A 12,585-nucleotide genomic window follows, 5' to 3' on the forward strand; every position below is an offset into this window, starting at 1 on the left:
CACCATGACCGCCCCCGCGCGGACCCCGTTGTTCGCGAGCCTCGGCGTCCGCAACTACAACCTCTTCTTCTGGGGCGGCCTGCTCTCCAACACCGGGACGTGGATGGGCCGCGTCGCCCAGACGTGGCTCGTGCTGACGATCCTCACGAACAACTCGGCGACCGCCGTCGGCTACCTCGCCGCGCTCCAGTTCCTGCCCATGGCGGTGCTCGGCCCGTGGGGCGGCGCCGTCGCCGACCGGTTCCCCAAGCGGACGATCCTCATCTGGACGCAGGTGCTCCTCTCCATCAACGGCGGCCTGCTCGCCGCGCTCGTCCTCACCGACACGGTCGAGCTGTGGCAGGTCTACGCACTCGCGCTCATGCTCGGCGCGATCTCGGCGGTCGACAACCCGACACGGCAGGCGTTCGCCTCAGAGATGGTCGGGCCCGAACTGCTCCCGAACGCCGTCGGTCTCAACAGCTCGTCCTTCAACGCGGCGCGCCTCGTGGGACCCGCAGTCGCCGGCATCCTGATCGCCCTGTGGGGCGTCGGTCCGGCCCTGCTGGTCAACGCGCTCAGCTTCCTGCCCGTCATCGTCGCGCTGCGCGCGATGAACCCCGACGAGCTCATGCCCGCCCCCCTGCGACGCGGACGCGGTGCGATCCGCGAGGGGCTGCGGTACGTGGCCGGACGCCCCGACATCCAGCTGGTCCTGTTCATCGTGTTCATGCTCGGGACCTTCGGCATGAACTTCCAGATCACCAACGCGCTGATGGCCACCGAGGTCTATCGCGTGGGGGCGGACGCGTACGGCGTCCTGGGCTCGATCATGGCGATCGGGTCGCTGACCGCGGCCCTCATGGCCGCTCGGCGTCCGCGACCGCGGCTGAGCATCATGCTCGGCGCGCTCGGCGGGTTCGCCGTGTCGACCACCTTGCTGGCGCTCGCCCCGACCTACCTCACGTTCGCGATCATGCTGGTCCCCGTGGGCCTGACGGCGCTCACCGTGATGACCACGGCGAACGCGTCGGTCCAGCTCACGACGGAGCCGGCCGTCCGCGGGCGCGTGATGGCTCTCTACATGACGATCTTCCTGGGGGGCACGCCGCTGGGCAGCCCCATCATCGGCTGGATCGGCGACGCCTGGGGCGCCCGCTGGACGCTCCTCATCGGGGCCATCGCCACGGGGGTCGCCTTCGTGATCGGCATGCTGTACGCGCTGCGCAACAACGGATGGCGCCTGCCGTCGTGGCGCGAGCTGCGCGGCTACCCCGACCCGGCCCAGTTGGACCCCGAAGAGGTCTGAGGCGCCGCGCGCCCGCGCCGCACACCCGTCAACGCACCGGACTCAGTCGGCGACACCCCCGCACAGGACCGGGATCGTCGTCTCCATGCCCCCCGCGAGCGTGCCGCTCGCGTCGAGGTCCAAGCCGTGGACGACGACCTGGACCCGCCTCGCCAGTTCGAGGTTCGCCTCGGACGCCGCGAATGTGCGCTGGTACTCGAGGTGCCCCGTGGCGTCCGCCAAGGGGAAGGCCATCATGTCGACAGTGCCGGTCGTGGCTCCGGACGTCGTCAGCGAGACCATGACGGGGCCGTACCACGGGACACCCTCGGTGACGCTCACCAGCCCGTCCCCGTCGGCATCGGCCACCGGGCCGGGGCAGCCCTGGTCGGGGGCCGTGGGGAAGGTGTGCAGGTGCATCATGTGGTGGACGCCGGGGGTCAGGCCGTCCGCGACGACGGTGACCTGGAGCTTGCCGCTGGGCAGCGCCATCACGCGTGCTGAACCTCGAGCCCGGCTGCCCGGCACCGCCGCGGCCTGCACCGGCCCCAGGGCGTGGGAGTGGCTCTCGACCTGCGCGGACGGCACGGCGTCCATCGCCATCGAGGGTGCGGCCGCGGCGACGAGCGCAGCCAAGGACGTGAGCGTGACGGTGGTGGTTCTCCGCATGATGGGCCTCCTGGTGAGTGACCGGGCCCGGCTGGCCCGACACTCGGGATACGGCCCGGCGCCCCCGAGGGATTGTCCCCGGGGGCCAGGAGTCGCTCAGTGCGTGTAGACGCCCAGCAGTTCGGCGTACGGTCTGATGAAGCCGTCCCAGTTGTTGAAGCGGTCCTCGTCGCCGGTGAGGTGGTGGATGCGCACCGTCGCGGCGTCGTCACCGGTGTGGATGAAGTCGACGGAGACCGTCGAGGGGTTGGCGGCGTCCTCGGCCTTGCTGAAGGTGAACACCAGGCGCTTGCCCGGCTGCCACTCCTTGATCTCGCCGCGATAGGTCTGGGTTCCGTCGGACGCGACCTCCTGGACCCGGCCGCCGGCGACCGGCTCGAAGAAGACATGGCTGAAGACGTCGGGGCTCCCGACCGCCTCGGGGGACCACCACTCGGCGGTCCGCAGCGTGAAGGCCTCGAACGCGGGCTGAGCCGCGCAGGGCACGTCGAACTCGTGCACGTCGTCGTGAATGTCCATACCTCATCATGGCTCGGATTCACCGCGCCCGACAGGGGGACTCCGAACTCAGGCCCCTGTCGAGGCCTGTGATGCATTTCCGGGTGGAAGAACCCCAAGAATTCTTGGGGTTCTTCCACCCGGAAATGCATCACAGGCGCCCGCGCCAAGCCCGGATCATCGTGATGCGCGCCTCGACCTGGTCCGACGTCGCCGCCGCCAGGGGCGGGCCGCCGCACTGGCGGCGCAACTCCGCGTGGACGTGGGAGTGCGGGACCCCCTTCACCCGCGCGTACTGCGACACGAGCATGTTGAGCTCCTTGCGGCGGGTCGCCAGGGCCCGGTGCAGCGACACCTCGGGCCCGACCTTCTCGCGGCGCTCCTGGCGGGCGTGGCGGTTGACCTGCCGCTGCTGCCGCTCGCGCAGCAGGTGGGTGATCTGCTCGGGCTCGAGCAGGCCGGGCAGGCCCAGGTACTCGGCCTCGTCGTCCGACGTCGGGACGGCGTGCATGCCGAACTGCTGCGACTCGAACAGCACGTGGTCGAAGGTCGCCGCCGAGTCGATCGCCTCGAACGAGCCCAGGAGGTCGTCGGACGCCGACTCCGCGCGGTTGGCCCGCTCGAGGATCGCCTCGGCCTCGGCCCAGACGTCGACCTCCTCGGACGCCTTCTTCCGGCCCAGCACGTGGTCGCGCTGGCGCTCCAGCGAGGACGCGTGGGCGAGGATGATCGGCACCGTCGGCAGGAACACCGTCGCGACCTCGCCGCGACGCCGGGTCCGCACGAAGCGGCCGACGGCCTGGGCGAAGAACAGGGGCGTCTGGGTGGCGGTCGCGTAGACGCCGACGGCGAGGCGCGGGACGTCCACGCCCTCGGACACCATGCGGACGGCCACCATCCAGCGGTCCCCCGAGTTCGCGAACTCCTCGATGCGGGAGGAGGCGCCGGCATCGTCCGACAGCACCACCGTCGGCTTGGTACCGGTGACCGACTCGAGCACGCGCGCGTAGGCGCGGGCGTTGGTCTGGTTCGTGGCGATGACGAGGCCACCGGCATCCGGGACGTGGCGGCGCACCTCGGTGAGGCGCTTGTCCGCGGCGCGGAGGACGGCCTGGATCCACTCGCCCTTCGGGTCGAGCGCCGTGCGCCACGCCTGGGAGGTGATGTCCTTCGTCGTGACCTCGCCGAGGTTGACGGCCATCTCGTCGCCGGACTTCGTCCGCCAGCGCATGGGCCCGCCGTAGTTCATGAACACGACCGGGCGGACGACGTGGTCGCGCAGGGCCTCGGCGTAGCCGTACGTGTAGTCGGCCTTCGAGACCATCGCGCCGGCCTCCTCACCGGCCCCCGCCGGCACGTAGGAGACGAACGGGATGGGGTTGTCGTCCGACCGGAAGGGCGTACCGGTCAGCGCGAGCCGCCGCGTCGCGTACTGGAACGCCTCGCGCACCGACTCGCCCCACGCCAGCGCGTCACCCGCGTGGTGCACCTCGTCCAGGATCACGAGGGTGTCCATGTTCGCGGTCATGGTCTGGTGGTGCAGCATGGCGGCCGCGACGCCGGCGTACGTCACCGCGACGCCGTCGTACTGCCGGGACCGCCCGCGCTTGCGCCCACCCGTCCCCGGGTCGAGTTGGATGCCGACCTTGGCCGCGGCGTCCGCCCACTGCACCTTGAGGTGCTCCGTCGGGGCGACCACGATCACGCGGCGCACGACCCGGGCGTGCAGCAGTTCCACGGCGATGCGGAGCGCGAAGGTCGTCTTGCCGGCGCCCGGGGTCGCGACGGCGAGGAAGTCCTTGGGCGAGCGTTCGAGGTAGAGGTCGAGCGCCTCCTGCTGCCAGGCGCGCAGCTTCGTCGCCGTCCCCCACGGCGCGCGCTGCGGGAACGCCGGGCCCAGCCGGTCGAACGCGGATTGGCTCATGCCTGCACCTCACCCGGGGCGCGGCGGGGCAGGGGGGCGGGGAAGCGCATAGGGCCTCGACCTTAGCCCCCGGCACCGTTGAGTGGTCAAACAGCCCGGCCAGGGTGTCGGGCGTGTCGGGGGGCGATCACCCGACCAGGTTCTGCAGTTCCTCCAGCAGCGGGACCTGGCCGATGGTCAGCCGCGTGCGGGCTTCCGGGACGGTGAACCAGTCGGCGCGGTCGACCTCGGGGTACAGCTGGAACCGCCCCGACTTGCGTGGCCATTCGACCTCGAAGAAGTTGCTCTCCACGAACTGCAGGTCGGGGGACGCCTCGACGCCGAACCCACGGACCCGCTTGCCCGAACTCAGGCGGACCTCCCCCAGGTCGATGAGCTCCCCGACGGGTGCTTCGACACCCACCTCCTCGAGGAACTCCCGGCGGGCCGCGTCCTGCGGACTCTCCTCCCCGGGGATGTACATTCCCTTCGCCAAGGACCATCCACCGGAGTCGCGATGACCCCAGAACGGGCCGCCCATGTGCACGATGAACACCTTCAACGTGCCATCCACTCGGGTGTATGGCAGCAGTCCGGCGCTGTACAGGGGCATGGCCCCATGGTGCCGCCCCGGACAAGGAAGGTCCACGACCCTCGGTCCGGCCCCGCTGGGGCAGCGTGTCGGACGCCGCGTGCGTCCCTTCGTGCCGAAGAAACTCCAGATCGATGGACGCCGAAACCACCGGGGTGGAAAGGTAGGCGCATGAGTGAACCCATGGATGCCGACAAGGTCGTGGACCCGAAGGAGCAGATGCGGGCCGCCCTCGAGGCCAAGAGGAACGCCTCCCACGGGAGTGCCGCGGGCACGCAGGGCGGACCGAAGGCTGCGGGAGGACCACACGGACAACAGGGAGGCAAGCGAACCTTCCGGAGGAAGGCCGGGGGCTGACGAACATGCGCGTCTCGATCCCCAAGGAGACGAAGGTCCAGGAGTACCGGGTCGCGATCACGCCCGTGGGCGTCCACGACCTGGTCGCCGCGGGACACGACGTGCTGGTCGAGTCCGGCGCGAGCGTCGGCTCGTCGATCTCCGACGAGGACTACGCCGCCGTCGGGGCGCAGATCGTCGACACGGCCACGGCGTGGTCGGGCGAGCTGGTCCTCAAGGTCAAGGAGCCGATCGAACCCGAGTTCGGGTACCTCCGCAGCGACATGGTGCTGTTCACCTACCTGCACCTGGCCCCTGACCGTCCCCTCACCGAGGCCCTCCTCAAGGCCGGCACGACCGCCGTCGCCTACGAGACCGTGCGGCTGCCGAACGGGCAGTTGCCGCTGCTCTACCCGATGTCCGAGGTCGCCGGCTGTCTGGCGCCCCAGGTCGGCGCGCACGCGTTGATGAAGGCCCAAGGCGGCCGCGGCGTCCTGATGGGCGGCGTGGGTGGGGTCGCCTCGGCGAAGGTCGTGGTGCTGGGCGGCGGCGTGGCCGGCCAGAATGCGGCGAACATCGCCCTCGGCATGGGGGCCCACGTGACGATCTTCGACACCGACCTCGGCAAGCTGCGCGAGATCTTCTGGCGCTTCGACAACCAGGTCCAGCAGTTGGCCAGCTCGACACTGGCGATCCGGGAGCACGTGCGGACCGCCGACCTGGTCATCGGGACCGTGTTGATCCCGGGTGCGCGGGCACCGAAGCTGGTCACCAACGACATGGTCGCCGAGATGAAGCCGGGGTCGGTGCTCGTCGACGTCGCCATCGACCAGGGCGGCTGCTTCGAGGACTCCCGCCCGACCACGCACGACGACCCCACGTTCCGCGTCCACAACTCGGTCTTCTACTGCGTGGCGAACATGCCCGGCGCGGTGCCGAACACCTCCACGTTCGCCCTGACCAACGCGACCCTGCCGTACGCACGGGCCATCGCGAAGCACGGATGGGAGGCCGCCGCGGCGGCGGATCCCGCCCTGGCCCAGGGGTTGAACGTCATCGGCGGGCGCCTCGCACACCCCGGCGTCATCGCGGCGTTCCCGGACCTCCCAGCAGTGGGCGGCTGACATGTTCCGGCTCACCGACCTGACCAGCCCGGTCGTGGCGGCCCCCATGGCGGGCGGCCCTTCGACCCCCGCGCTGGCTGCGGCGGTGACGGACGCCGGCGGCCTCGGCTTCCTGGCCGCCGGCGGCGTGTCCGCGGACGAACTGGCCGTGCAGGTCGAGCAGACCCGGGCCCTCACACCGGGAGCCTTCGGCGTGAACCTGTTCGTGCCCGAGTTGCGCGAGGACGACGTCAGCCGCACGGAGATCTCCCGGGTGGAGGCGTTCCGGGAGTCGTTGTCGTCGTGGGCCGCCGAGTTCGGCGTGGAGTTGCCGCTCCCCCAACCCGATGACGACGCGTGGGACGCGAAGCTGGAGTACCTCGAGGCCCATCCCGTGGCCGTGGTGTCGTTCACGTTCGGGATCCCGTCGGCCAAGGTGGTCGAGCGCCTGCGCAGGGTGGGGACGGCCGTGTGGGCGTCCGTCACCTCGGTCTCGGAGGCCGTGGTCGCGGCCTCACGGGGCACGGACGCCCTGGTGGTCCAGAGCAGGGACGCCGGCGGCCACCGGGCCACGTCCCAGAGCATCGACATGCCGAACGACCACGGCACGGTGGCCCTGGTCGCCGCGGTGCGGTGGGTCCTGGAGGTGCCGATCGTCGCCGCCGGCGGGATCATGGAGGCCTCGGACGTCGACGACGCCTTCCTGTCCGGGGCGTCGGCGGTCCAGTGCGGGACCGCGTTCATGCTGACCCCGGAGGCCGGGACGTCGGCCGCCGTTCGGGCGGCCTATGACGACCCGGCGTTCACCGAGACCGTCGTCACCCGCTCCTTCACCGGACGCCCCGCGCGCAGTCTGGCCAACCGTTGGACGGCCGAGTTCCCGGAAGCGCCGGCCTTCTACCCGGCGGTCCACCAGGTGACGGCGCCGCTGCGTGCTGCTGCCCTGGCGGCCGGTGACACCCAACGGGCCCACCTCTGGGCGGGCACCGGTTGGCGTCAGGCACGCGCTGAGCCGGCCGTGGACGTGGTGCGGCGGTTGTCCGGCTCCTGAGGGCGGACTTCCCCGACCACCGCTGGTGGTGGGCCTGCCGAGTGCGGCAAGAAGTCGGCGCCAGGTCTGGTCGACGTAGCGCCATTGTGACCACATCCGACACTCTTCTGGCCAAGGCCTCTTGGAATCATCCCTTGCCAGAGCGATTCACCTGCGGGGGAACATCGCCGTGATGTGGTCCAAACGGCGCTACGTCAAGCGATACTCGCTCGGATCCACCGCCGTCGGCGGGGTCTCGCCTCGCTCGAGGGCGGCCAAGGCGGCGAGCAGGTCCGCCGCGGCGTCCTCGGCCCGGGTGATGGCGGCCAGATGGGGCGTCACGCGGACGCGCGGGTGGGCCCAAGCCCAGTGGTCGCGCGGGAGTGGTTCGACACGGTGGACGTCCAACCACGCCGCACGGACGTTCCCCAAAGCCAGAGCCGCTTGCAACGCAACCTCGTCCACGGTCGCACCGCGTCCGGGATTGACGAACAGTGCGCCGGCCAGGTGCTCGAACAACGACGATCCCACCGAGTCACGGGTGGCGTCCGTCAGGGGGAGCAGGTTCACCACCACGCCGGGGTTCGACGCGGCCGCGTCGTCGAGGTCACCCCACGCCACGCACCGGTCGAAGTCGGGCGCAGGGCGTCCGGAGCGGTTCACGCCCACCACCGACAGGCCCAGCCCCCGCAGGGACCGGGCCACCCCCTGCGCGGCCAGACCGGTCCCGAGGACGAGGGCGGAGGTGGGCCACTCCCGGACGCCGAGGTCCAGCCAATCCCCCGCCCCTTGGGCGCGGGCGAGTTCGTCGTGCCGCTCGGCGAAGGACGCCACCGCCGCGGCGACGTAGCGGCCCATCTGGAGGGGCATGGTGCCGACCGTGCGGGTCATCAGGTCCGGACGCGGTGCGTCCGACATCCCGTCGAGGCCGAGCCCGGTGACGTGGATCCAGCCGACGCGCTGCGTGGCACCCTCGGGCCAGCGGAACCCGGTGAGGCAGTCGGCCCAGGCGAGGTCGGCGTCCGTGGCCCGCGTGACCTCACGCACGTCGAGGCCCGCCGCGCGCAGGCGGTCGCCGAGCCCCCGGTCGATGTCGCGGCCGGTCACGACGACGCGGGTCATGTCAGACAGCTGCGGCCCGGACGATGGTGTCCAGCACCGTGGGGAGGCCCTTGGCGAAGGAACGTCCGAGGATGCGGTCCCAGAGACGGGCGAGGGGGCCGGTGATGGTGAGGGTGTGGGTGAGGACCCAGGCGTCCGGGTCGAGGACGGCGAGGGGCTCGTGCTCGTTTTCGCGGTGCTCGGGGCGATCGAGGCTGTGCGCGAGATCCAGGACGGCGAGCGGCAGCTTGGTCTCGAGGGTGAAGCGCATCTTCTGGCGGTCGACCTCGACGAGCTTGAACGGGGTCTTGAGCCCGTACTTGGGCTGGATCCACCCGATCGCGCCCTTGGTGAGCGGCCCGTTGAGCCTGGCCTTGATGACGCGGGGATCACCGGCAGGCCAGTTCTCGACGTCGGTCCAGCGGCGCCAGACCTCCTTCGGATCAACCGCTGCGGTGATGCTTCGGCTGTGGACACCCATGTGACGACTCCCCCCTGTGACCAAGTCCATTGTGGTCACGAATGCGGCAGCGCTGGCAAACCGCGTCCAGAACGGGAGGGCTCCTCCCCCACCGGGGCAGGGCCGAAGGCGCAGGGGACACCTTCGTGGCGAATGCCCTCCCCGCGCAGGTTGCCGGTGCCAGACTGTTCCAGTGACGAGGGGACTTCTGCCATGAGGCTGTTGATCATGGGACCGCCGGGCGCGGGCAAGGGGACGCAGGCGTCCTCCCTCGCCGCGCGCTACTCCATCCCGGCGATCTCCAGCGGTGACATCTTCCGGGACAACATCAAGCGCCACACGCCGCTCGGTGAGCGGGTGGTCGAGATCATCGGGCGCGGCGGCTTGATCCCGGACGTGATCACCACGTCGCTGGTGTTCCAGCGGATCTCCGACCCTGACTGCTGGCGCGGGTGGCTGCTCGATGGATACCCGCGCACGATTCCCCAGGTGGAGGCCCTCGACATCGCGCTGGCCGAGACGGGCACCACGTTGAACGGGGTCGTGGCGCTCACCGCCGATCCTGACGTCCTGGTCGCCCGGATGCTGAAGCGAGCCGAACTCGAAGGCCGGGACGACGACAACGCCAACTCGATCCGCCACCGCATCGCCGTGTACCACGCTGAGACCGAACGGGTGATCGCCATCTACCGTGAGCGGGGGTTGCTGGTCGAGGTGGACGCCGTCGGCAGCGTCGAGGAGGTCCGCGACCGGATCAACACGTCCCTCGACGAACGCCTCGCCGCGCGGTAGTAGCCTGCGTCAATGCGGACCACGGTCGACCACCTTCCCGGACTCACGTGCACGAACCTCACCCTCGAGGCACCGCTCGTCCACGACGACCCCAGCCGCGGGACCATCGAGGTTTTCGCCCGTGTGGTCACCGCCGAGGGCGGTGAGGGGAAGCCGTACCTGGTCTTCCTGCAGGGCGGCCCCGGCAACGAGGCGCCGCGTCCGACGTTGTCCCTCCCCACGAACCCCGCCTGGCTGCCCCGTGCGCTGGAGGACCACCAGGTCGTCATGCTCGACCAGCGCGGCACCGGACGGTCGACCCCCGTCGGGCCGGACGCCCTGGGCCCGGGCGGGTTGGATCAGCCGGCGGCGGCGGCCGAGTACCTGACGCACTTCCGGGCCGATGAGATCGTCAACGACTGCGAGCTGGTTCGTGAGGCGCTGGGGGCCGAGCGGTGGACGGTGCTCGGGCAGTCGTTCGGCGGGTTCACCGCGCTGCACTACCTGTCTGCCCACCCCGAGAGCCTCGCCGGCGCCGTCATCACGGGCGGCCTGAGCGCCGTGCAGCACCCCATCGACGACGTCTATGCGGCGACGTGGAAGCTGATGGTGGGCAAGTCCGAGGAGTACTACCGGCAATTCCCGGCCGACCGCGACCGGGTGCGCGAGCTGGTGGGCCGGGCTTCGGACGGGGAGATTCACCTGCCCAACGGCGACCGGGTCGGCCCGGACTGGTTCCGCACCATCGGGAGCCGCCTGGGCATGCAGGGCGGGTTCGAGCAGATCCACTACCTGCTGGAGCTGGACCACGCTTCGCCGGCGTTCGCCCACGACCTCGCCGCGGCGCTCCCCTTCCGCGGCCGCAACCCGATCTATGCGGTCCTGCACGAATCGAGCTACGCCGACGGCGTCGCCACGCGGTGGTCGGCCGACCGGACGATGCCGGACCACGTCCGCGAGGACCCGACGCTGCTCGGTGGCGAGCACCTGCACCGGACGCTGTTCGAGCAGAGCTCCGAGCTCAGCCCGTACGCCGCGGTCGCCGACCTCCTCGCTGAGCATGAGTGGCCGCAGTTGTACTTCCCGGAGAAGTTGGCCCAGGCCGACGTCCCCGTCGCCGCGGCCGTGTACGCCCACGACGTCTTCGTGCCGCTGGTGTACTCACTCGAGACCGCGACCATGCTCCCGGACTGCCGGACCTGGGTGACCAGCGAGTACGAGCACAACGGCCTGCGCATGGATCCGGCTGTCCTGGATCATTTGCTGGGGCTGTTGGCCGGACGCCGTTGGTTGTAGTCGGTCGGCTCTACCGGAGCGCCTCTGGAGCCATCGCGAGGGTGAGCGCGACGTCCGCCATCAGTTCGAGGGTGGCCAAGTCGACCGCTTCCACGCGGCCACAGACTGGGGTGGCGAGAGGGGTCAGCTGCTTGTCCTCGCTCGCGCCCGTGTAGGGGCCGCCGACCGGGATGCCCGCCTCCGCGAAAGGAGGTGGTCGCTGGCTCCGAGGCCCTCGGTCTCCGGTGCAGTCCCAACTGCTAGCTGGCCCTCAGCGTCAGCCCTGACTTGCACACGTTTAGTGACCCAAACGGGCGAGCACTTGGGCGATGTCGTCGGGGATTCGGGGTTCGGCTTGGAGTTGTTGACCTCCGAGTTGGATGGTGACCTGCTGCAACGGGCGTAGTCCGCGGACGATCTTCTTCAGCGACCAGCCGCTGCGGGCTTGCAGGTCGCGGGCGATCGCGAGTGCGGTGAACACGATGGTGAGGTGGGCCTCGATCGAATCCTTCAAGTAGTGGTAGATGGGACGCGCGGCCAGGTCGCTCTTGGACATCCGGAACGACTGCTCGACGTGCCACAGGTCGTGGTAGCTGGCAATGATTTCGGTGGCGGGCATGACGCTGCTGGTGATGTTGGTGACGTAGCCCTTCAAGCCGACCAGCGCTTGGGCGCGGGCGAGGGACGACTCATCGAGGCTCGCCTGCTGGCCGGTGGTTTTCACGAACCGGACCTTCTTGGCCGGCTTGTCACCGTCGACGACCGCTTGGGCACGGTCGCGTTGCAGGGTCAGGGTGCGGGTGTCCCGGGCTGCCCGCTTGGCTGAGTACTGCCACACGGCCCGCCACGCCGTGGGATGCGCCACGGGATCCCACACGGGTTCGGCGCGCGTCTTCACCCGGTCGGGGTCGGGGGCGGTGGACCGCATCGTGATCGTGTCGATGACCTGGCCATCGGTGAACGCGGTGCCGTGCCAGCGGAAGTGCTTGGCCAGATCATGGGGAGCCTTGGTCATCCTGGAGCCGACGATGAACCGCAGGCCAGCCTCGTCGATCGTCTTCAGGTTGCTCGCCGACAACATGCCCGCATCAGCGACCACCACCATGTCCGCCACCTGGTGGCGCTGTTGGAAGGCTTTGATGACCGGGATGAGCGTGTGGGTCTCGGGCTTGTTCCCTTCGAAGCAGGCGATCTCCAACGGGTGGCCCGACCGGTCCACGAGCAGGCCGACCACAATCTGGGGGTCGACCCGACGTTCCTTGCTGAATCCGACCTTGCGGAGGTCGTCCTCGGTGTCGGTCTCGAAGTACAACGTCGTCACGTCGTACAACAGCAGCGACACGTCACCACCCCGCTCGGCCCACACGTGTTGGAAGCACGCCTGCGCGATCTGGTCGCGGTAGTCCTTGTCAGCGCATCGTCGCAGCGCCTTGGTGAACGTGTTGCGGTGCGCGGCAACCAGCCCGAGCTCCTCGATCACCCGGACGCTGTCCAGCTTCGAGGTGGGTTCCACCAAGCGGGCGAGCACGAGTTGGAAGAACGCCTCATCGTCGATGGTGTCGAACCCGAGCCGTTCCCAC

Annotated in this window: 13 protein-coding genes; 6 read left to right on the forward strand and 7 right to left on the reverse strand. The window is 70.2% G+C overall.

From position 1 onward, the window contains the following. The first annotated feature begins 4 nt into the window (after positions 1–4). Positions 5–1,288, forward strand: coding sequence for an MFS transporter (locus tag AC5YDA_RS06355; RefSeq protein WP_496190225.1), 1,284 nt, complete (start codon positions 5–7; stop codon positions 1,286–1,288). Between the two features lie 42 nt (positions 1,289–1,330). On the opposite strand, the gene AC5YDA_RS06360 is transcribed toward AC5YDA_RS06355, so the two are convergent. From AC5YDA_RS06360 to AC5YDA_RS06375, 4 genes are all read right to left on the reverse strand, one after another. Further along, a complete protein-coding gene (locus tag AC5YDA_RS06360; protein WP_496190214.1) occupies positions 1,331–1,936 on the reverse strand; it encodes a hypothetical protein in 606 nt (201 codons plus the stop codon). Between the two features lie 96 nt (positions 1,937–2,032). Continuing rightward, positions 2,033–2,455 carry an SRPBCC domain-containing protein gene (locus AC5YDA_RS06365; protein WP_496190215.1) on the reverse strand — a complete coding sequence of 141 codons (423 nt, stop codon included), beginning with the start codon at positions 2,453–2,455 and terminating at the stop codon, positions 2,033–2,035. A gap of 130 nt (positions 2,456–2,585) precedes the next feature. Next, positions 2,586–4,358, reverse strand: coding sequence for a DEAD/DEAH box helicase (locus tag AC5YDA_RS06370; RefSeq protein WP_496190216.1), 1,773 nt, complete (start codon positions 4,356–4,358; stop codon positions 2,586–2,588). 127 nt (positions 4,359–4,485) lie between these two features. Beyond that, positions 4,486–4,950, reverse strand: coding sequence for an NUDIX hydrolase (locus AC5YDA_RS06375; protein ID WP_496190217.1), 465 nt, complete (start codon positions 4,948–4,950; stop codon positions 4,486–4,488). 150 nt (positions 4,951–5,100) lie between these two features. Here AC5YDA_RS06375 and AC5YDA_RS06380 point away from each other — a divergent pair, with 150 nt between their 5' ends. Genes AC5YDA_RS06380 through AC5YDA_RS06390 form a run of 3 tightly spaced genes read left to right on the forward strand, consistent with a single transcriptional unit; the run spans position 5,101 to position 7,419 of the window. Next, positions 5,101–5,286, forward strand: coding sequence for a DUF5302 domain-containing protein (locus tag AC5YDA_RS06380; protein WP_496190218.1), 186 nt, complete (start codon positions 5,101–5,103; stop codon positions 5,284–5,286). 5 nt (positions 5,287–5,291) lie between these two features. Next, positions 5,292–6,389, forward strand: a complete 1,098-nt coding sequence (gene ald / locus AC5YDA_RS06385; protein ID WP_496190219.1) for an alanine dehydrogenase — start codon at positions 5,292–5,294, stop codon at positions 6,387–6,389. 1 nt (position 6,390) lies between these two features. After that, positions 6,391–7,419, forward strand: coding sequence for an NAD(P)H-dependent flavin oxidoreductase (locus AC5YDA_RS06390; protein WP_496190220.1), 1,029 nt, complete (start codon positions 6,391–6,393; stop codon positions 7,417–7,419). A gap of 189 nt (positions 7,420–7,608) precedes the next feature. Here AC5YDA_RS06390 and AC5YDA_RS06395 read toward each other — a convergent pair whose 3' ends face one another. Then, positions 7,609–8,520, reverse strand: coding sequence for an NAD(P)-dependent oxidoreductase (locus AC5YDA_RS06395; protein WP_496190221.1), 912 nt, complete (start codon positions 8,518–8,520; stop codon positions 7,609–7,611). Position 8,521: 1 nt separating this feature from the next. Further along, on the reverse strand, positions 8,522–8,980 hold the full coding sequence (locus AC5YDA_RS06400) for an SRPBCC family protein (RefSeq protein ID WP_496190222.1): 459 nt from the start codon (positions 8,978–8,980) through the stop codon (positions 8,522–8,524). A 192-nt stretch (positions 8,981–9,172) separates the two neighbouring features. On the opposite strand from AC5YDA_RS06400, the gene AC5YDA_RS06405 reads away from it, so the two are divergent. Both AC5YDA_RS06405 and AC5YDA_RS06410 read left to right on the forward strand, forming a co-directional pair. Then, positions 9,173–9,751, forward strand: a complete 579-nt coding sequence (locus tag AC5YDA_RS06405; RefSeq protein ID WP_496190223.1) for an adenylate kinase — start codon at positions 9,173–9,175, stop codon at positions 9,749–9,751. Positions 9,752–9,763: 12 nt separating this feature from the next. Further along, on the forward strand, positions 9,764–11,026 hold the full coding sequence (locus AC5YDA_RS06410; RefSeq protein ID WP_496190224.1) for an alpha/beta fold hydrolase: 1,263 nt from the start codon (positions 9,764–9,766) through the stop codon (positions 11,024–11,026). A 277-nt stretch (positions 11,027–11,303) separates the two neighbouring features. On the opposite strand, the gene AC5YDA_RS06415 is transcribed toward AC5YDA_RS06410, so the two are convergent. Next, positions 11,304–12,585, reverse strand: a 1,282-nt coding sequence (locus AC5YDA_RS06415; RefSeq protein ID WP_496192738.1) for an IS1634 family transposase, incomplete at its 5' end; no start/stop codon positions are given.

The organism is Propioniciclava sp. LT294, assembly GCF_059516005.1.